This window comes from Bacillus sp. JCM 19034, from assembly GCF_001310635.1.
In the GTDB taxonomy this organism is placed as follows: Bacteria; Bacillota; Bacilli; order Bacillales; family Bacillaceae_D; genus Halalkalibacter.
In genome coordinates this window covers 452,308-470,481 of sequence record NZ_BAXR01000001.1, presented here as the reverse complement: position 1 = coordinate 470,481, position 18,174 = coordinate 452,308, and the positions used below count along the sequence as shown (strand labels likewise).

Sequence of the window (18,174 nt, the reverse complement as noted above, 5' to 3'; positions counted from 1 at the left end):
GAGTAGCATTGTTTCGTATTTAATTCTATTTGGTGAATGAGCTCTTTTTCCGTTTTGTTTGTAAGCAGACGTAAACATTTTATGATCTCGAATAGAAGTAGAGGTGTTGTTTGTTGATGATGAAATACGTTGTCATATTGCCAAGTCCATCCGTTTCAATTAACAATTGGTGAAGGGGTACATGCTGAACGAGTTTTTGATCGCGCTCTAGGTAACAAATTTCTGGTGTAATAGACACATAATAACCACATTGAATGATGTCAGATAACACGTCTTTTGGCCCTTTAAACCAATGGAAGTGAGCCTGTTGAATGTCGTTCTTTTGCAATATGGAAAGAGCCGTAGCTGCTTTATCATGAACAGCATGAAGGGCAACGGGTAGTTGATATTCTTTTGCCGTGGCTAATAATTCATCTAGTAATTGAATATAAAACGGCATTTTTGCTACATGATTGGCCTCGTAATGAGGGAGACCAATTTCTCCAATGGCAGTCAATTTTGTACGTTCTATTTTGATCAATTGTTTCATCTCATCGATTTCTTTAGATGTTGGTTGTGCAAATTCAGGATGGAAGCCAATACATGCTTTCACAAAATGGGGATATGCTACTTTCAGTTCAAGTGTTCTATAAGCTGAAGCTAAATTTGTTGAAACGGCAATAACATGTTTGATCCCTAATTCTTGCCATAGGGGGATATTAGTTCGTAATTTCTTATCAGAGTATTGATCTAAATGTATATGTGCGTCAATCATTGTGCATTCTCCTTTATATCAAACTAATCGATCTTTCAGAGCTTATACTTATCATTATGAATTGCTAGAACATATTTCTGCAAGAGCTGATTCATCGTTGAGTATGGATTCAATTTATTTACATATAATCGTTAGAAATTATCGTAATTGACTATGATAGTCAACATGATCATGCTAAAATAAAAACATTCAAACATAAACAAAGATAATTATGGGGTGACTAAATGCTTGTAGCGGAAAGACATGAAAAAATAATAGCACTTGTCAATGAACGTGGTAGTATTCGAGTTACAGAGCTAAGTCAACATTTTCAGGTGACAGAGGAAACGATCCGTCGAGATTTAGAACGGCTAGAAAAGGAAGGAAAGCTGCGCAGAAGTCACGGTGGAGCAGTTAGCATTAAAACAAATCAAGTTGAAGCACCATATTTTGAACGGGAGATTCGTAATGTAAAAGAAAAAACAGAAGTAGCAAAGGCAGCACTCACGTATGTGGAAGAGCATGATCGAATTATTCTAGATGCAAGTACGACGGCTTGGTATATGGCAAAGCTTTTACCTAATATCGCTCTGACTGTTGTAACAAATTCATTAAAAGTAGCAATGGAGTTGGCCCAGCACGATAAAGTAACGGTTATCTCATTAGGTGGGATGTTGCTTCCTCGGTCTTTGTCATTTGTCGGACCGATGGCAACGGACTTTCTTGAGCAGTATCATGTTAATAAAGCTTTTCTATCTTGTCAGGGCATTCATCACGAAAGAGGGATTAGTGATTCAAATGAGCTCCAAGCAATTGTGAAAAGGAAAATGATAGAAATATCGGATCAGACCTATTTATTAGCTGATTATTCAAAATTCGGAATTCAAGCCTTTGCCCGTATAGGTTCCTTAGAAAGTGTGCAGATAATTATCACAGATCATTCTACGACTGATAAGCAATTAGCAGAATTTCATGATTTGCCTTTAACGATTGTAAAATCATAGAATAAAAACAGGTAATGCTAAAGCTATGTTACCTTATGTGTTGAGAGGAAATTAGATTTAATAGAGTTACCCTTATTGTAGTAGTGCGAAATATGATAAACTAATAACTATAAATGGTAATACTAGGAGGGTAATATGGCAGTTAGATTTGATTTACATACTCATCACGAACGATGTGGTCACGCAATTGGCACAATTGAGGACTATATTAAGCAAGCGATTCAATATGATTTAGATTATATAGCATATCAGATCACTCACCTCACTTTTATAGTGAAGATGATCATTTGTACCCAGGAATTACGATGAAAAAGAGTGAATTTCAGGCATATGTTGAAGAAGTAGGTCGGTTAAAGGAGAAATACAAAGATCGTATTCACGTACTACTGGGCGTAGAGAGTGATTTCTTTGCTGAACATATTAGCCATTACGAAATGCAATATAAGAAATATCAATTTGATTATATTATCGGCTCTGTTCATTTCGTTGATGGCATTAATATATTTCAAAGAGGAAGGTTCGATTCATTAACTGATGCAGAGCGTATTCAAGTAAAAGAGAGATATTACGAACAAATAAAAGCATCAGCTCAAAGTGGTTTATTTCAAATATTGGGACACATTGATGCAATGAAAGGCTTTTATCCACCTTTTTCAACGTTAAAAACTGAAATGGTTGATCAGACTTTAAAAATCATTGGTGAAGAGCAAGTGGCAATAGAGATCAATACGTCTGGGAAAACTAAGGATGTTGGAGGATGGTACCCAGCAGATGATATATTAGAACGTGCTTTGTTCTACGAAGTTCCTGTTACGTTTGGATCTGATGCACATCATCCGGAGCGAATAGCTGATGATTTCGATGTTGTTCGCCAAAAATTAAAAGAAATCGGTTATAAAGAGTGGGTATATTTTATTAATCGAAAACCTGTTGTTACGAACCTATAGCAATAATGCGATAAGCTCTATCATAATAGTGAGCTTATCGCATTAATTAGTTTACATAATATATTTATGGTCATTACATTATCCCATTCATTTTCGAATGGAATATGTTAAAATAAATGAAATTTTAAAATCCTCAAAAAGGAGTCTTATATGTTATTTCCTGTTGTACTGTCATTTATTGTTTGCGTTGTTGCACTAGTCATTACATTAAAATTAACATCTGCAACAGATGAAGAATACGATAGCAAAAAAAGCATGAAACATATGTCAGTTGTTTATTTTCTCGTCTTTCCTGTCATTTTAGTCGTTGTGTTAGTTGCTTGGTGGATCGTAGAGTTAATGAATTAGCTTGGCTTATAATAATGATTATGTTATGATTTACTAGAAAACTAAATTGGCTAGGGGAGCTATGAGGTTGGCTGAGAGGATATCCCGATGAAGATATCGACCCTTTAACCTGATCTGGGTAATTCCAGCGGAGGGATGTATGTGTTATTTTTTGTATACGTATTTCAGTAATGAACGTCTACATGCCTCCACGCATGTAGACGTTTTTTGGTTTGAAGAGGAGGGGGGTATTCATGAAAGAAATCTTAAAATCAACAAGAAGTGCGCTACCAGCAATTATAACGGTTTTTGTATTTGTTGTGATATGGGAGCTAGTCGTATGGATGACTGAAATTGAGTCCTATATCCTACCAGCTCCAACTGAGATTGTTCTTGCTTTTAGTCAGTCTTGGAGCTTATTGCCGGAACATGTTTGGGTTACGACAATGGAAGCATTACTTGGCTTTGGTCTGGGCATTATAGTAGCTTTATGTATTGCCTTAACATTGGATTCATCGGCTATGCTACGAAAAAGCCTATATCCATTGCTGCTTTTCTCGCAAACGATTCCAATTATCGCAATTGCACCTTTATTAATTATTTGGTTTGGGTATGGAATGTTACCGAAAGTATTAGTTGTGGCATTAGTGACGTTTTTCCCTGTTGCCGTAAATATGATCGAAGGCTTGCAGTCTAGTGATCGTGACATGATTCGGTTATTGCAATCAATGGGAAGCAGTCGACTGCAAACATTACGCTTTGTCCGTATTCCCCATGCATTGCCGTATTTATTTACTGGCTTAAAGATAGCTGCAACTTATAGTGTTTTGGCGGCAGTCATATCTGAATGGTTGGTGCTAGTAAAGGATTAGGTATTTATTTAGTGAGAGCACAAAACTCATTTGCTACTGATAAAGTATTTGTATCGATTATGATTATATCATTTTTAAGTTGTATCTTATTTTCGATTATCGTCCTAATTAGCCGTTGGGCGATGCCTTGGAAATATACATATAAAAAAGAGAAGGAAGTGGAGAGATATGAAACATTTTTGGGTAATGGTGATAGTAGCGATCACTTTGAGCTTAGTTGGTTGTGGAACAGAGCAGGAGGAGGTGGATGAAAATCCTTCAAGCGAAATTGAGCCTCCCTCTTCCGAAGAAGAGGAAACGGCTACAAACGATGATGAGCTTCTTGAAGCAACGATTGTGCTAGATTGGGTACCGAATACGAATCATACAGGTATTTATGTTGCACAAGCGAATGGTTATTTTGCAGAAGAGGGACTTGATGTAACGATTATTGAACCTGCATTAGAAGGAGCGGAACAAATGGTTGCTTCTGGACAAGCCCATTTTGGGATTAGCTCTCAAGATAATGTAACTGTCGCACGGTCAACAGACATTCCAGTTATTTCATTAGCAGCGATCATTCAAGAACATACATCTGGTTTTGCGTCACCTGTTGAAAAGGATATAACGTCTCCTTCAGATTTTGAAGGAAAAACATACGGAGGCTGGGGATCTCCTATGGAAGACGTTATGATTGCTGAAGTTATGAAGACAGAAGGTGCCAACGCATCAACGGTTGAAAATGTTACAGTCGGGACATCTGATTTCTTTGTCAATACATCTAGAGAAATCGACTTTCAATGGATTTTCTATGGATGGACTGGAGTTGAAGCAGAAGTACGTGGTGTTGATATTAATATGATTTATTTACGTGATATTGACCCAGTTTTCACGTATTATTCACCCGTTATTATTAGTAGTGATGGAGTTGTAGAAGAAAGTCCTGAACTCGTTGAGAAATTTATGCATGCGATTAGTCGTGGTTACGAATTTGCAATTGAGCATGTTGATGAAGCTGCAGATATACTAATTGAAGCAACACCCGAGACAGATGAGGATTTAATTCGTGCATCACAAGAATGGTTAAGTTCGCGTTATAAAGGAGATGCCGAGGCTTGGGGACATCAGCAAATTGACATATGGGATACTTATACGGGATGGATGCTGGAGAATGAATTAATTGAAGAAGATGTACCAACTGAAGAAGCGATGACGAATCAATTTCTTCCTTAAATAAAAGGAGCAGCTATGTATTTACAATTGTCTAATATTCATTACGCATTTTCAGATCAAACGACGGTTATAGATAAATTAAACTTAACAGTAAATAAAGGGGAGTTTGTCTCGTTAATTGGGCCGAGCGGGTGTGGGAAAAGTACTTTATTTAATTTAATTGCTGGTTTAGAAAAACCGCAAAAAGGAGATATTCTCCTAGAAAAACGTTCTATAATCGGTGAGCGTAATCACGTTAGTTATATGATGCAAAAGGATTTATTACTACCATGGAAGACTGTCTTGGAGAATGCATTAATTGGTGCTCAAATTAATAAACAAAAATGTTAAAGAATCGCGTAAAAAGGCAATGGAATTACTTCCTTTATTTGGCCTAGAGGGCTATGCTCATTATTACCCTCATGTTTTATCGGGTGGGATGAAACAAAGAGCAGCACTATTAAGAACGTTTCTTCACCAAAATGACCTTTTATTATTGGATGAACCTTTTGGTGCTCTTGATGCGTTAACCCGTGAAAGCATGCATGAATGGCTGTTAGATATTTGGAGCAAATGGCAGCGCTCGGTTTTGTTTATTACGCATAGTATTGATGAAGCTATTTTCTTATCAGATCGTGTTTATGTTTTAGCAGCACGGCCAACCTACGTTCTCACAGAATACGAGGTTAACCTTCCACGACCTAGAAAGAAAGAAATGTCGTTTACAGATGAGTATATGTCACTAAAGAGTAAGCTAGTGCAATCACTAAACAATTAATTTAGAAGGGATGAATGACTTTATGAAATTTTCAGAACACTTAAGAAAGCAAGTAGATTCTATTTGGAAAGCAAGCTTTGAACACCCATTTGTGACAGGAGTTGCTGATGGTACTTTACCCCTTGAAGCATTCAAACACTATGTAAAGCAAGATTCTTATTATTTATCGAAATATGCACAGGTACAATCGATCGGTGCAGCAAAGGCTAACGATTTCTATACGACAAGCCGGATGGCTTTACATGCTAAATCCACCTATGATGCGGAACATATGCTACATGAAGGGTTCGCAAAAGAGCTTGGTCTTTCAAATGATGGGCAAATTATTGTTGAAAACCCAGCACCAACTGCTGTGGCTTATACGAACCACCTATTTGCGTCTGCCTATAAAGGAACGTTAGGTGATGTTATTGCTGCAATTTTACCGTGCTACTGGCTATACTGGGAAATTGGAGAAAAGTTTAAAGGAGCTAAGCCTGGAGTTGCGATTTATCAAAAGTGGATTGATACATATGGCGACGAATGGTTTGGAAATCTTGTTAAAGAACAAATTGACCGAATTGATGAATTGGCAAGTCGTGCTTCTGATGAAGAGAAAAAGCGGATGGAGGACATATTTATTAAAAGCAGTAAGTATGAATATATGTTTTGGCAAATGGCCTACACGTTAGAAGAGTGGCCAGTATAATCAAATTTAAGGCTATTCAAATAGGGGAAATACAGCCCTTTTGAATAGCTTTTTTCTATGTTTGGTATTTGCTGAAATTCAATAAAATAAACGGTTTGAATGCTAAATCCAACTTGACTTATAGGAATAGTGAAGCTATGATTATAGTATCATTTTTTTATATCGTATGAAATAATGAAGTAGAAAATGTCGAAACTAGTCTTATTACATAATATAACGTATGATTAGTTTATATTAATTGTGAGGTGGAATTTGTTGCAACTCCATGTTTTGAACAGTCCGTTTAATGAAGAACAGGTAGAGCAATTGAATAAGCTGTTACCTACATTAACAGAATCACAAAAAATTTGGTTGACTGGATATTTAGCTGCTACGCAAAATCAAACAGCTATTCATCCAAACGCTCCTCAAACACAATCTTCAGAAAATCAAGCAGCACCAGATGCAAATACAGCTGTGGAGCAGGTTATTTCAAAAGATGTAACGATCTTGTATGGATCACAAACCGGTAATGCTCAACATCTAGCTGAGCATTCAGGCAAAACGTTAACTGAAAAAGGATTTAACTGCACGATTTTATCAATGAATGATTTCAAACCGAAAAAATTTAAAAAAGGTAGAAAATTTATTAATTCTTGTTAGTACTCACGGAGAAGGAGATCCTCCTGATAACGCATTAACTTTTCATGAATTTTTACACGGCAAGCGTGCACCTAACTTGATTCGTTACGGTATTCCGTTTTATCGCTAGGTGACAGCTCTTATGAATTTTTCTGTCAAACTGGTAAAGAATTTGATCAACGTTTAGAAGAGCTTGGTGCTACACGTATTCATCCGCGTGTCGATTGTGACTTAGATTTTGATGAGCCTGCGGCAGAATGGCTTGACGGTGTGCTTGCAGGATTGAGTGAAGGTACGACCTCTGCTATACAAGTAACGAATGAGACGACAGCCATTACGGTTGAAAGTGAATATTCGCGAACAAATCCTTTTTATGCTGAAGTTTTGGAAAACATTAATTTAAATGGACGTGGTTCTAATAAGGAAACTCGTCATATTGAATTATCTCTTGAAGGATCAGGACTACAATATGAGCCGGGTGATGCGTTAGGGATTTATCCTGAAAATGATCCTGGATTAGTCCAATTAATATTGGATGAGTTAAATTGGGATCCAGAGGAAATTGTCACCATAAACAAGCAAGGAGATGTTTTATCATTAAAAGATGCTCTTACGAAGCATTTTGAAATTACTGTTTTAACCAAACCGTTATTGGAGCAAGCATTAAAGTTATCAAATCACGAATCGCTACGTAAATTATTATCAGCTGGGAATGAAGCTGAATTAAGAGAATATGTACATGGACGTGACTTATTAGATCTAATACAAGATTTTGGCCCATGGGGCGTATCAGCACAAGAATTGATTTCTATTTTACGTAAAATGCCTGGTCGCTTGTATTCGATTGCGAGTAGTTACGCTGCAAGTGAAGATGAAGTTCATTTAACGATTGGTACTGTTCGTTATGAAGCTCATGGACGAAAGCGTAAGGGCGTTTGTTCAACTTTATGTGCGGAACGTCTTGAACCTGGTGACACGCTACCGATCTACATTCAAAAAAATCCGAACTTTAAATTACCTGGAAATCCAGACACGCCTATTATAATGGTGGGCCCTGGTACAGGAATTGCTCCGTTTCGTGCATTTATGCAAGAGCGTGAAGAACAGGAAGCACAAGGTAAGTCATGGCTGTTCTTTGGCGATCAACATTTTGTAACGGATTTTCTTTATCAAACAGAATGGCAACAATGGCTTAAAGATGGTGTTTTAACGAAAATGGATGTTGCTTTTTCACGGGATACAGATCAAAAGGTTTATGTTCAACATCGCATGCGTGAGCATAGTCAAGAGCTATATTCTTGGATTCAAGAAGGGGCTGTTATTTATATTTGTGGTGATGAGAAACATATGGCACACGATGTTCACGAAACCTTAATCAATATTATCGAGCAAGAAGGTAAGATGAACCGTGAACAGGCAGAACAATACCTTTCAGAAATGCAGCAACAAAAACGATATCAACGAGATGTTTATTGATTTAGGAATGGAAGGAGTCATGCAACATGGGTAATTCAAACTTAACAACACCAGAAGGTAAGCCAAGTGATGTTGAACGAATTAAAGAAGAAAGTAATTATTTACGTGGATCGTTAGAAGAAACGATGCTTGATCGTCTAAGTTCAGGTATTCCTGACGACGATAACCGTTTGATGAAGTTCCATGGTAGTTATTTGCAGGATGATCGCGATTTGCGTAACGAAAGACAAAAACAAAAGTTAGAACCTGCCTATCAATTTATGCTTCGAGTTCGTACGCCAGGTGGGGTTTCTACACCTGAGCAATGGTTAGTAATGGATGAGCTTGCAGATAAATATGGAAACGGCACATTAAAGCTAACAACACGACAAGCATTTCAAATGCATGGGATTCTAAAGTGGAATATGAAGAAAACGATGCAAGAAATCCATGCGTCAATGCTTGATACGATCGCAGCCTGTGGTGACGTTAATCGTAATGTGATGTGTAATCCAAATCCATACCAATCGGAAGTTCATGCTGAAGTGTTCGAGTGGTCTAAAAAGTTAAGTGATGATCTTCTTCCACGTACAAAAGCATATCATGAGCTTTGGTTAGATGAAGAAAAAGTAGCGGGAACACCGGATGTGGAAGAAGTAGAGCCAATGTATGGTCCACTTTATTTACCACGTAAATTTAAAATTGGAATTGCGGTTCCACCATCAAACGATATTGACGTGTTTTCACAGGATATTGGTTATATTGCGATTATAGAAAATAATCAGTTAGTAGGATTTAATGTTGCAATTGGTGGCGGTATGGGCATGACTCATGGTGATACGGCAACTTATCCGCAGCTAGGTAAGATCATTGGTTTTTGTAAGCCAGAGCAAATGGTGGATGTTGCCGAAAAAATCATCACGATTCAACGTGATTACGGAAATCGTTCTGTTCGAAAAAATGCGCGTTTTAAATATACAGTTGATCGCTTAGGTTTAGAAAATGTCGTAGAAGAGCTTGAACGTCGTCTCGGTTGGAAATTAGAAGAGGCACGAGAATTTCACTTTGATCATAATGGTGATCGTTACGGCTGGGAAAAAGGTGTAAATCGTCGCTGGCATTATACTCTTTTTGTTCAAGGCGGTCGAATTGTTGACACAGAAAATTATAAGCTAAAGACAGCGTTAAAAGAAATTGCTAAAATTCATACTGGAGATATTCGCTTAACAGCAAATCAGAACCTCGTTATTGCTAACGTTTCTAGTCAAAAGAAAAAGCAAATTAGTGATATCATTGAACAATATGGTTTAACCGATGGTGCACCTTACTCTGCCTTACGTCGAAGCTCACTTGCTTGTGTGTCGTTGCCAACCTGTGGTTTAGCAATGGCTGAAGCGGAACGTTATTTGCCAACTTTAATTGATAAAATTGAAGAAATCGTCGATAAAAATGGCTTACGTGATAAAGAGATTACAATTCGAATGACAGGCTGTCCGAACAGCTGTGCTCGACCAACTTTAGCTGAAATTGGCTTTATTGGAAAAGCACCAGGAAAATATAATATGTACTTAGGTGCAGCATTTGATGGAAGTCGTTTAAGTAAGCTTTATCGCGAAAACATTGGTGAAGCTGAAATTTTAGCGGAGTTAAATGAATTGCTACCACGATATGCAAAAGAGCGTAACGAAGGTGAACATTTTGGTGATTTTGTGATTCGTGCTGGCATTATTAAGGCGACAACAGACGGTACTAATTTTCACGAATAATCGTTAAAGGTGCTTTATGTGGGAAATGAACCACGTAAAGCACCTTTTTTCATTTTCCATATGATTGATAGTAAATACTTGTATAACACGTTTCTCCTGTCGTGTCTCGTTTTATTGAAAAATTCAGCCCGATTGTGAACGGACTAATTCATTCATAACAATATAACCAACCTTCAGTTGGATGCAAATAACTATTTAAAAAAAATATGAAATAATTTGAACGATTGTACTTTGGGGAACGTCTTATGGATGTCCGCAACGTATAGGAGGTCTTTATGACAGAAGATGAGCAAGTTTTAATTAAACAAGCCATTAGCGGAGAGGAGGAAGCTTTTTCAATTTTATATAATCGCTATTATTCTTTTCTATTTAAATATTTCTTAAAACTAACGTTAGATGAACAGTTTAGTGCGGACTTATGTCAAGAAACGATGTTAAAGGCATACCTGCGTATCGATTCTTTTCGTAGTGATAGTAAATTTTCGACATGGCTCATTTCAATCGGTTCTCGTCTGTATGTTGACAAAATGAGGAAGGAAAAGCGTGATAAGTCTTTATTGCAACAAATGAAGATTGCACTAACGAGGCAATTAAAATGGAGAGCCGATCAACAGCAATTAGATTGGAGTGAGTTTTTTGAAGAATTTAATCAACTCGAAGCAAAAACCAAACTACCGATTTTGTTACATCATTATTATGGCTATACGTATGACGAAATTGGAAGAATGCTGAAAATGAAAGGAGGAACTGTTAAATCACGAGTTTATTACGGTATTAAACTTATTAGAAAGGAGATGAAAGAAAAATGAGTAGCCACGAACAACGAGTCATCCAATCATTAAAGCAGGATTGGGAGCAGGTTGATCGACTTGGTGATGAATGGAATGAATCGGTTCATAAACAACAGTTATTTGAACAACTACAAAAAGAAAAGCAACGAGCTTATCAAAAAGAGCTTTATTTGTTTATACTCATCGCTGTTTGTATAATGATCGGTTCCATTACAATCATTTACCAATCTTTTCATGCTTATTTCATTTTACAAATTGCTGCACTTGTAGGTGCACCACTCCTTCTCCTTCACCTTAATCGTAAGAAAAAGAAGGTGACATCATGAATGAATTAAAAGAATTGAATCTGAGCATCCTCATTTTACTAAGCATTATCCTTTTTATACAAAGCATTTGGCTATTTAAAGATGCTCAGAAAAGAAGAGGGTTTAAATGGTTTTGGGGTATTTGGGGCTTACAGGTTTCCCAATGCCAATTCTTTTTTATTTTCTATTTGTTATATGGCCTGAGAATCGACGGAAGAAGAAAGGAAGTGTTCGTTACAAATGAATGAAATGAATGTCTTTACACTAGTAGCACCGCTTATTGTTTTACAACTTATTTTAATGTTGGTTGCTATGTTTCATTTAATGAAGCAAGAAACAACAAATGGTCCGAAATGGCTTTGGGTTATCCTCATTTTGTTCGTTATGCCACTCGGTGCAATTGGGTATTTTTTATTCGGACGTAAACACAATTAAGGAGTGAGAGACGATTGTTTATTGAAGTTAGAAACTTATCAAAAAAATACAAAGATCAAACAGCTGTTCATCCATTAACGTTTTCAATTCGTAAAGGCACGTGTGTTGCGATATTAGGTCCTAATGGGGCGGGTAAAACGACAACTTTGCAAATGCTGGCTGGATTATTAACGAAATCAACCGGTGACATTTCCTTTAACGAGGCAACAAAACAAGATATTCGATCACGAATTGGCTTCTTACCACAATATCCCTCATTTTTTAATTGGATGACAGCAAGTGAGTTTTTGCAATTATCAGGGCAGTTAGCGAAAATGAACAAAGATCGACTAAAATTAAGAATGAATGAGGTTCTAGAATTTGTCGGATTGTCCAATGAAAAAAAGAAGAGAATAGCTAGCTTTTCTGGTGGAATGAAGCAAAGACTAGGATTGGCACAGGCGATTCTACATGAGCCTGATTTATTAATTCTTGATGAACCGTGTCAGCATTAGACCCACAAGGTAGACGTGATGTTTTACATTTAATTCAAACATTAAAAAACGAAATGACGATTCTTTTTTCTACACATATCCTTCATGATGCAGAACAAATTTGTGATGATATTATTATTCTAAAAGAAGGAAGAATCAAGTGGAATGGCCCACTAGGGGAGTTACAGCATGACGAGTCGGTCGTTCTAAAATTAACAATTGATGGTCATATGAAAGAATATCTGTCTATATTTAAAGATCATCAATATGAACTAGTAGATAAGTCTACTGCTTTCGTTTATGTAAACAGCAAACGTGAAGGTGGATCAATTTTAGCTACTTTTATTTATGAAAAAATTCTAGTAACACATTACGAGTTAAAAAGAGAGACATTAGAAGACGCATATTTAAAGGTGGTGGATCAATGAGAACATTTTTGATTTTATTTACTAAAGAAATGCAAGAAAGTATTCGAAATGGTAAATGGATTTGGCTTCCGATTACGCTAATTGTAATCGGTATTTCTCAACCGATTACAAGCTATTATATGCCTCAACTTCTTGAAATGGCCGGCAATTTACCAGAAGGTACAGTGATTGAACTTCCAACACCTTCAGGTGCAGAAGTATTAAGTGGAACATTATCTCAATATGGAATGATTGGAACCCTTCTATTTATATTAGCGTCAATGAATATGATTGCTCATGAGCGAAGAAATGGCTCTTTAACTTTTATTATGGTTCGACCAGTTCATTCCGTTCACTTTATTTTAAGCAAATATGTAGCACATTTCTTTATATTATCTGTTTCAATGTTTTTAAGCTATTTGCTAACGTGGTATTATACGAATGTGTTATTCTCTTCGGTATCATTTGAAATAATGATTAAAAGTTTCCTTACTTATCATTTGTGGTTGCTGTTGACAATTGCCGTTGTCACGTTTGTTAGTACTGTCATAAAACAATCAGGTGGAATTGCAGGTGTGAGTGTCGTTGCTTTAGTTGGAATAACTGTTCTAAGTCAATTACTACCGAAATACATGGAATGGAGTCCCGCTAATTTGAGTAACGAAGCAATGTTTATTTTAATGAATGAACCATCGTCTCATTTTTGGATTGTGTGCACTAGCAGTTTGATTATCACTGCATTACTTGTAATAGCAGCTATCTTCCAATTTCAACGATCGGAACACCATCAAGCAGACCAATAATCTAAATTGTTTAAATAATAAAAATTGTAAGCAAATTCTTTTTATCTCTCTTCAACTTTCGATAAAATAGTATGTAACTTTAGAAAGAGGAGTGATAGGTATGAGTTATGAAATTGCAATTATTGGAGCAGGACCAGCAGGAGCAAGTGCAGCATTATTTTCAGCAAAGGCGGGTAAGAAAACCGTATTATTCGATCATGGAAAAAGCATGACAGCACGAGCTTGGGTCGAAAATCATTATGGTGTCGATGGAATAGAAGGACCACAGCTGTTAGAGGTTGGACAGAAACAAGCAACAAAATTCGGTGCAGAATTGAAAGAAGTAGAGGTTATTTCAATTACTGAAAAAGAAAATGAATACGTGCTTGAAACAGAAAACGGTACATACACAACGAAGCATATCATTCTAGCAACTGGAGCTATTGCACAGCTTGCTGAAAAAAGTGGAGTAGCTACAAAAGAGGGATCTGAGCCTCGTATTAAACAAGTTGTCGATGTTGATATTTCAGGTAAAACGAACAAAGAACGCATTTGGGCTGCCGGCACAGTTGCAAATCAAAGTGTACACACAATTATTACAGCTGGTGATGGTGCAAGGGTAGCAATTAATGTCATTAGTGAATTAAATGGTGAGCGTTACGTTGACCATGATGTATTATAATCTTAATAGAATGATTTTGAGTAGAGTCCATTAGTAATGGCTCTACTCTTTTTTTATTTTGGCTCTGTTAAACTTTAATGTTGATAATTAGTTAGAATTTAAGGGAATCCACGTTTTCAAGGGTTTCCCGTTTATATTGAAATTAACAAGATTATACTGTTTTTAGTTATTGGTGAAACCTTTCCCAACAACCGTTTTCTTATCTAAATCAACGAAAACAGCAAGTTTTCCTGAAGAGTCTGTCTCTGTATTATTAAAAGTAACTGAATAAACTTCACCCTTGTCATAGTCCTTATCAATCAAAGGTTTGTTCTCGCTGTTAACAGTTACTTTCTCAACGACTGAATCTTTTGGACTTACTGGAATTAAATCTTTTTCTTCATTCGTAAGGCTATTGAACGTTACCATCTCAATAGGTAAATCATTTTTAGAATCAAATAAATTACAACCAGTTAAAGTTATTGTTAATAAAAGTAGTATTGATATTGAAACCAACTTGTTCAAATTATCACTCCATTATTTAATAGACGATTTTATTAGATAGAAGTTTCGGATTATAGTGTCTAATTTGATGAAAAACAAAATCTTTGTCTGTGTGTGACAATTTCTCAATATGTTTTAACTGAGCCTTTATTTTATAAAGCGAGGGATAAAAAACAATGGATAAATCATTAAAGCTAAGTTAGGAAGCCACCATAATAAATCAAATTCGAGTCTAATTAACCAATATGATATTGCCATTAAACCCGAACAGAATGTGAGAACAAGTGATATTAATGCTAGTGATTTCCAAGCTATATTTCTCTTTTTATGTAAATAGATTGCACTTAACCCTGTGATAGAGATGACCATATCTAACGGGAAAAAGGACCAGTTCCAAGCAACTAAAATTGGATTTGTATAGTCTGAATATGCGTATTCAGCAGGAATCAATGTCAATGCAGTTGCACTAAAATACAAAATAAACGATATATCAATGACGAGAAAAAACCATTTCAACACACCCATTGAAGGGGATTTATCGATCACTTGCATGTGATGCCTCCTTATTCATCCTTTATAATTAATCCTTTCAGTACCAGATCAACCATTGTTTCCAAGACCTCACTTAACGGCCTATCAATATGGGAATGAAAATCAGGGTCATAAATAGCTAAGTTGGCCCCGCGTAACAATTGAATGACACTCGGAACATGGAACGGTCGAAACTCTCCAGCTTGAATGCCATGTTCAATTACAACCTTCACCGTTTCCCACTCCTGTTGAAGGAGAGAGTCAATCTTTTCCCATTCTTTTGGAGCAAATTTTTTCATTTGCTCAAGTAATCTCATATCTCCGAATCTCAGTCCACTTGGTACGATCGATAAAATCGCTTTTAATTTTGTCTCATAACTCCAAGCTTCCATTTGAAAAATCAATCGCTCTTTTTGTTTCACTTCTTCTATTGCATCGTCGACTATTGATTGTATGAGCTCTTGCTTCGATTCAAAATGTTCATATATTGTCCTTTTGCTCACCCCGTGTCTTTTCGCTACATCACTAATCGTAAATTTTAATCCTTTTTCCACAATGAGTTCTAATGTTGTTTCTTGTAATGCCTTTTTCAACTAACAATCTCCTTCGCTTTATTTTGGTACTATATTTTTGAAAATAGTACCAATGCTAGAATTATAGAAACAAAAGCCGATATAAGTCAACGTAAATTTAACTAAAAGGACACGGTCAGAAATATTACATTACTGTAACTAATGTAAAAAATGTAAAATGATTAATCACTTGTATATATTTTGTATAAAATAGGTTAATTCCATAATTTCAAGTTTTTCTTATGCTTTAATATAGGCGAGGAGGCGATTACATGAACCAAGTTGAGTTAATAAACGTTTCAAAATCATATAACAAGCAGTCGAATGTTTTAAGAGAAATTAATTTAACGATTAAAAAGGGTGAGTTTTTTGTTTTAGTAGGTCCATCTGGTTCAGGAAAAAGTACGTTACTCCGCATGATTGCTGGCTTAGAAGAGATTACGGATGGCAAGCTATTAATAAACAATAAAGTCGTTAATCATTTACCTCCTAAAGACCGCCATTTATCGATGGTTTTTCAAAATTATGCATTATATCCTCATTTAACGGTCGAACAAAACATATTGTTTGGGCTACATGCAAAAAAAGTACATAAACAAGAACAAAAACGTCGGTTACATGAAACAGCAGAAATGATGGGTTTAACGGATCTCTTAAATAGAAAACCGAAAGAATTATCAGGAGGTCAACGTCAACGTGTTGCTCTTGCTCGTTCAGTTGTCAGTGAAGCTCCACTCTGTTTAATGGACGAACCACTGTCTAATCTTGATGCGAAATTACGGTCTCATATGAGAATGGAAATCCGTCGCTTACAAAAAAAATTGGGTTTAACGATGATTTATGTTACCCATGATCAAGTTGAAGCGATGACAATGGGTGATCGTATTATGGTGTTGAATGATGGTCAAATTCAACAGTTAGGAGAGCCTATTGCTCTATACAATGAACCTGCTAATACATTTGTTGCTTCATTTATTGGTTCTCCAAAGATGAACATGGGCAGGGCGTTATTCGATGATAGCGGTGATCATTTATTAGTAGAAGGGCAACTGAAAATACCTGTTGATTCGATCAATATGACGAATCTTCCGATGGACCGAGAATATATCGTCGGAATTCGTGCTGAACATATTGTTCACGGTAGCCAAGAGAAAACAACCCATTTAATAGATGTCATTAATGTTGAACAATTAGGGAATGAAACATTACTCTCTTTTGAAGTAGGACAAGAGGTATGGACAGCTAAATGGCTTGGACAGTGGCGATTAAATATGGGAGATAAAGTTCCGATTCAACTATCAATTGATTCTTTATGCTTTTTTGATAAAGACACTCAACAGCTAGTCAAAGCTGCAGCGATTGGTGGAACAAAAGAGGTCGTTGCTATATGAATGATGTAATTGTCAAACAAGAATCAATTATAGATGATGCAACGATCGAGAAAGCAAAAAGAAAAGGAAAACGGATGCAGTTTTTTAAAGGTATGCTTTTTCTTCTGCCTTCTATTCTTTTGTTTGGACTGTTCTTGTTTTACCCACTCGGGCGAACGATCTATTTAAGTTTTTTCTTAACAGATAATAGTGGAAGTCCTACTGTATTTGTCGGCCTTGATAATTTTATAACCATTTTCACATCTCCAATATTTCAAAAAAGCTTATTATCTACTTTTTTATTCGTATTATACATTGTTCCTGGTACTGTTCTATTAGGGTTATTTTTAGCGATAATTGCTAACGAAAAACTAAAAGGAATTGGGATGTTTCGAACAATTTTTTCCTCAACGATGGGGATATCTGTTGCAGCAGCGTCTGTTTTTTGGCTATTCCTATTTCATCCGACCATTGGCTGGCTCAACCAAATGTTAAGTGTATTTGGCATTAGTGCAATTGGTTGGTTAACAGATCCTCAATGGGCACTAATATCAGTATCAATTTCAACGATTTGGATGAATGTTGGCTTTACGTTTTTGATTTTATTAGGCGGGTTACAATCGATTGATTCGTATTTATATGAAAGTGCGAACATTGATGGAGCAAGCTATTTTTATAAGCTACGACGCATTACGCTGCCAATGCTATCACCAACATTATTTTTCGTTGTAACCGTTACACTGATTAACGCCTTTCAAACATTCGGTCAAATAGATTTACTAACACGTGGAGGACCACAAAATGAAACGAATTTAATAGTTTATTCTATATATCAAAATGCCTTTATGAATTATCAATATGGTACTGCAAGTGCTCAAGCCTTAATTTTATTTGTGATAATCCTAGTTCTGACATTTATCCAATTTAAATTAGGTGAAAGGAAGGTTCATTATCAATGAGA

At 36.2% G+C, this 18,174-nt stretch carries 25 protein-coding genes, 2 pseudogenes and 1 riboswitch; of the genes and pseudogenes, 23 read left to right on the top strand and 4 right to left on the bottom strand.

Annotated elements, in window-relative coordinates; all coding sequences use genetic code 11:
• Positions 1-79: 79 nt before the first annotated feature.
• Positions 80-754 (bottom strand): TatD family hydrolase, encoded by a 675-nt coding sequence (locus JCM19034_RS02460; RefSeq protein WP_082393687.1) that lies wholly within the window; start codon positions 752-754, stop codon positions 80-82.
• A gap of 224 nt (positions 755-978) precedes the next feature.
• Here JCM19034_RS02460 and JCM19034_RS02455 point away from each other — a divergent pair, with 224 nt between their 5' ends.
• The 21 genes and pseudogenes from JCM19034_RS02455 to JCM19034_RS02380 all read left to right on the top strand — a co-directional run bounded on the left by JCM19034_RS02455 (position 979) and on the right by JCM19034_RS02380 (position 14,257).
• A complete protein-coding gene (locus JCM19034_RS02455) occupies positions 979-1,737 on the top strand; it encodes a DeoR/GlpR family DNA-binding transcription regulator (protein WP_062046978.1) in 759 nt (252 codons plus the stop codon).
• 135 nt (positions 1,738-1,872) lie between these two features.
• Positions 1,873-2,684, top strand: a pseudogene (locus JCM19034_RS02450) (histidinol-phosphatase).
• A 150-nt stretch (positions 2,685-2,834) separates the two neighbouring features.
• Positions 2,835-3,032: a hypothetical protein gene (locus JCM19034_RS02445; protein WP_062046976.1), complete on the top strand. Its 198-nt coding sequence runs from the start codon at positions 2,835-2,837 to the stop codon at positions 3,030-3,032.
• 42 nt (positions 3,033-3,074) lie between these two features.
• Positions 3,075-3,185: riboswitch (TPP riboswitch) on the top strand.
• Positions 3,186-3,265: 80 nt separating this feature from the next.
• Positions 3,266-3,883, top strand: coding sequence for an ABC transporter permease (locus JCM19034_RS02440; RefSeq protein WP_197276330.1), 618 nt, complete (start codon positions 3,266-3,268; stop codon positions 3,881-3,883).
• Positions 3,859-4,134, top strand: coding sequence for a hypothetical protein (locus tag JCM19034_RS22155; protein ID WP_197276329.1), 276 nt, complete (start codon positions 3,859-3,861; stop codon positions 4,132-4,134). Before JCM19034_RS02440 ends, JCM19034_RS22155 begins: the two co-directional genes overlap by 25 nt.
• Complete coding sequence (locus JCM19034_RS02435; RefSeq protein WP_062046974.1) at positions 4,052-5,095, top strand: ABC transporter substrate-binding protein; 1,044 nt, start codon at positions 4,052-4,054, stop codon at positions 5,093-5,095. Before JCM19034_RS22155 ends, JCM19034_RS02435 begins: the two co-directional genes overlap by 83 nt.
• 15 nt (positions 5,096-5,110) lie before the next feature.
• Positions 5,111-5,425: an ATP-binding cassette domain-containing protein gene (locus JCM19034_RS23885; protein ID WP_197276328.1), complete on the top strand. Its 315-nt coding sequence runs from the start codon at positions 5,111-5,113 to the stop codon at positions 5,423-5,425.
• On the top strand, positions 5,397-5,852 hold the full coding sequence (locus JCM19034_RS23880) for an ABC transporter ATP-binding protein (protein ID WP_269431655.1): 456 nt from the start codon (positions 5,397-5,399) through the stop codon (positions 5,850-5,852). The genes JCM19034_RS23885 and JCM19034_RS23880 overlap by 29 nt, the downstream gene beginning before the upstream one ends.
• 22 nt (positions 5,853-5,874) lie before the next feature.
• The gene (tenA, locus tag JCM19034_RS02425; protein WP_062046967.1) at positions 5,875-6,540 is read left to right on the top strand and encodes a thiaminase II; all 666 of its coding nucleotides are present in this window, start codon (positions 5,875-5,877) and stop codon (positions 6,538-6,540) included.
• Positions 6,541-6,795: 255 nt separating this feature from the next.
• Positions 6,796-7,182, top strand: coding sequence for a flavodoxin domain-containing protein (locus tag JCM19034_RS24485; protein WP_370621777.1), 387 nt, complete (start codon positions 6,796-6,798; stop codon positions 7,180-7,182).
• The gene (locus JCM19034_RS24480) at positions 7,127-7,291 is read left to right on the top strand and encodes a flavodoxin domain-containing protein (RefSeq protein ID WP_370621776.1); all 165 of its coding nucleotides are present in this window, start codon (positions 7,127-7,129) and stop codon (positions 7,289-7,291) included. The genes JCM19034_RS24485 and JCM19034_RS24480 overlap by 56 nt, the downstream gene beginning before the upstream one ends.
• A 26-nt stretch (positions 7,292-7,317) precedes the next feature.
• A pseudogene (locus JCM19034_RS02420) lies at positions 7,318-8,637 on the top strand (assimilatory sulfite reductase (NADPH) flavoprotein subunit); the annotation flags it as partial.
• 26 nt (positions 8,638-8,663) lie between these two features.
• On the top strand, positions 8,664-10,382 hold the full coding sequence (gene cysI, locus JCM19034_RS02415; RefSeq protein WP_062046965.1) for an assimilatory sulfite reductase (NADPH) hemoprotein subunit: 1,719 nt from the start codon (positions 8,664-8,666) through the stop codon (positions 10,380-10,382).
• 275 nt (positions 10,383-10,657) lie between these two features.
• Positions 10,658-11,191, top strand: coding sequence for an RNA polymerase sigma factor SigY (gene sigY, locus JCM19034_RS02410; protein ID WP_062046963.1), 534 nt, complete (start codon positions 10,658-10,660; stop codon positions 11,189-11,191).
• Entirely contained in the window at positions 11,188-11,499 is a 312-nt protein-coding gene (locus JCM19034_RS02405) for a YxlC family protein (protein WP_062046961.1), read from the top strand. Before sigY ends, JCM19034_RS02405 begins: the two co-directional genes overlap by 4 nt.
• Positions 11,496-11,726 carry a sigmaY antisigma factor component gene (locus JCM19034_RS02400; RefSeq protein WP_231686772.1) on the top strand — a complete coding sequence of 77 codons (231 nt, stop codon included), beginning with the start codon at positions 11,496-11,498 and terminating at the stop codon, positions 11,724-11,726. Before JCM19034_RS02405 ends, JCM19034_RS02400 begins: the two co-directional genes overlap by 4 nt.
• Positions 11,719-11,913, top strand: a complete 195-nt coding sequence (locus JCM19034_RS02395) for a PLD nuclease N-terminal domain-containing protein (protein ID WP_062046959.1) — start codon at positions 11,719-11,721, stop codon at positions 11,911-11,913. Before JCM19034_RS02400 ends, JCM19034_RS02395 begins: the two co-directional genes overlap by 8 nt.
• Positions 11,914-11,927: 14 nt before the next feature.
• Complete coding sequence (locus JCM19034_RS22725) at positions 11,928-12,407, top strand: ABC transporter ATP-binding protein (RefSeq protein ID WP_231686771.1); 480 nt, start codon at positions 11,928-11,930, stop codon at positions 12,405-12,407.
• Complete coding sequence (locus JCM19034_RS22720; protein ID WP_231686770.1) at positions 12,395-12,814, top strand: hypothetical protein; 420 nt, start codon at positions 12,395-12,397, stop codon at positions 12,812-12,814. Before JCM19034_RS22725 ends, JCM19034_RS22720 begins: the two co-directional genes overlap by 13 nt.
• Positions 12,811-13,596 (top strand): ABC transporter permease, encoded by a 786-nt coding sequence (locus JCM19034_RS02385; protein ID WP_062046957.1) that lies wholly within the window; start codon positions 12,811-12,813, stop codon positions 13,594-13,596. The genes JCM19034_RS22720 and JCM19034_RS02385 overlap by 4 nt, the downstream gene beginning before the upstream one ends.
• A gap of 100 nt (positions 13,597-13,696) precedes the next feature.
• A complete protein-coding gene (locus JCM19034_RS02380; RefSeq protein ID WP_062046955.1) occupies positions 13,697-14,257 on the top strand; it encodes an FAD-dependent oxidoreductase in 561 nt (186 codons plus the stop codon).
• A gap of 162 nt (positions 14,258-14,419) precedes the next feature.
• Here the strand turns inward: JCM19034_RS02380 and JCM19034_RS02375 are convergent, their stop codons facing one another.
• The 3 genes from JCM19034_RS02375 to JCM19034_RS02365 form a co-directional block, all read right to left on the bottom strand.
• Positions 14,420-14,761, bottom strand: a complete 342-nt coding sequence (locus tag JCM19034_RS02375) for a hypothetical protein (RefSeq protein ID WP_062046953.1) — start codon at positions 14,759-14,761, stop codon at positions 14,420-14,422.
• A gap of 126 nt (positions 14,762-14,887) precedes the next feature.
• The gene (locus JCM19034_RS02370) at positions 14,888-15,265 is read right to left on the bottom strand and encodes a DUF5360 family protein (protein WP_062047345.1); all 378 of its coding nucleotides are present in this window, start codon (positions 15,263-15,265) and stop codon (positions 14,888-14,890) included.
• Between the two features lie 38 nt (positions 15,266-15,303).
• Positions 15,304-15,864 carry a TetR/AcrR family transcriptional regulator gene (locus tag JCM19034_RS02365; RefSeq protein WP_062046950.1) on the bottom strand — a complete coding sequence of 187 codons (561 nt, stop codon included), beginning with the start codon at positions 15,862-15,864 and terminating at the stop codon, positions 15,304-15,306.
• A gap of 251 nt (positions 15,865-16,115) precedes the next feature.
• Here JCM19034_RS02365 and JCM19034_RS02360 point away from each other — a divergent pair, with 251 nt between their 5' ends.
• Both JCM19034_RS02360 and JCM19034_RS02355 read left to right on the top strand, forming a co-directional pair.
• Positions 16,116-17,234: an ABC transporter ATP-binding protein gene (locus JCM19034_RS02360; protein WP_062046948.1), complete on the top strand. Its 1,119-nt coding sequence runs from the start codon at positions 16,116-16,118 to the stop codon at positions 17,232-17,234.
• Between the two features lie 74 nt (positions 17,235-17,308).
• Positions 17,309-18,172, top strand: coding sequence for a carbohydrate ABC transporter permease (locus JCM19034_RS02355; protein WP_370621803.1), 864 nt, complete (start codon positions 17,309-17,311; stop codon positions 18,170-18,172).
• The last annotated feature ends 2 nt before the right edge of the window (positions 18,173-18,174 follow it).

Coding starts and splice junctions, on each gene's coding strand:
- JCM19034_RS02460 (WP_082393687.1), bottom strand. CDS start 754: ATGATTGACGCACATATACATTTAGATCAATACTCTGATAAGAAATTA.
- JCM19034_RS02455 (WP_062046978.1), top strand. CDS start 979: ATGCTTGTAGCGGAAAGACATGAAAAAATAATAGCACTTGTCAATGAA.
- JCM19034_RS02445 (WP_062046976.1), top strand. CDS start 2,835: ATGTTATTTCCTGTTGTACTGTCATTTATTGTTTGCGTTGTTGCACTA.
- JCM19034_RS02440 (WP_197276330.1), top strand. CDS start 3,266: ATGAAAGAAATCTTAAAATCAACAAGAAGTGCGCTACCAGCAATTATA.
- JCM19034_RS22155 (WP_197276329.1), top strand. CDS start 3,859: ATGGTTGGTGCTAGTAAAGGATTAGGTATTTATTTAGTGAGAGCACAA.
- JCM19034_RS02435 (WP_062046974.1), top strand. CDS start 4,052: ATGAAACATTTTTGGGTAATGGTGATAGTAGCGATCACTTTGAGCTTA.
- JCM19034_RS23885 (WP_197276328.1), top strand. CDS start 5,111: ATGTATTTACAATTGTCTAATATTCATTACGCATTTTCAGATCAAACG.
- tenA (WP_062046967.1), top strand. CDS start 5,875: ATGAAATTTTCAGAACACTTAAGAAAGCAAGTAGATTCTATTTGGAAA.
- JCM19034_RS24480 (WP_370621776.1), top strand. CDS start 7,127: ATGATTTCAAACCGAAAAAATTTAAAAAAGGTAGAAAATTTATTAATT.
- cysI (WP_062046965.1), top strand. CDS start 8,664: ATGGGTAATTCAAACTTAACAACACCAGAAGGTAAGCCAAGTGATGTT.
- sigY (WP_062046963.1), top strand. CDS start 10,658: ATGACAGAAGATGAGCAAGTTTTAATTAAACAAGCCATTAGCGGAGAG.
- JCM19034_RS02405 (WP_062046961.1), top strand. CDS start 11,188: ATGAGTAGCCACGAACAACGAGTCATCCAATCATTAAAGCAGGATTGG.
- JCM19034_RS02400 (WP_231686772.1), top strand. CDS start 11,496: ATGAATGAATTAAAAGAATTGAATCTGAGCATCCTCATTTTACTAAGC.
- JCM19034_RS02395 (WP_062046959.1), top strand. CDS start 11,719: ATGAATGAAATGAATGTCTTTACACTAGTAGCACCGCTTATTGTTTTA.
- JCM19034_RS02385 (WP_062046957.1), top strand. CDS start 12,811: ATGAGAACATTTTTGATTTTATTTACTAAAGAAATGCAAGAAAGTATT.
- JCM19034_RS02380 (WP_062046955.1), top strand. CDS start 13,697: ATGAGTTATGAAATTGCAATTATTGGAGCAGGACCAGCAGGAGCAAGT.
- JCM19034_RS02370 (WP_062047345.1), bottom strand. CDS start 15,265: ATGGGTGTGTTGAAATGGTTTTTTCTCGTCATTGATATATCGTTTATT.
- JCM19034_RS02360 (WP_062046948.1), top strand. CDS start 16,116: ATGAACCAAGTTGAGTTAATAAACGTTTCAAAATCATATAACAAGCAG.
- JCM19034_RS02355 (WP_370621803.1), top strand. CDS start 17,309: ATGCAGTTTTTTAAAGGTATGCTTTTTCTTCTGCCTTCTATTCTTTTG.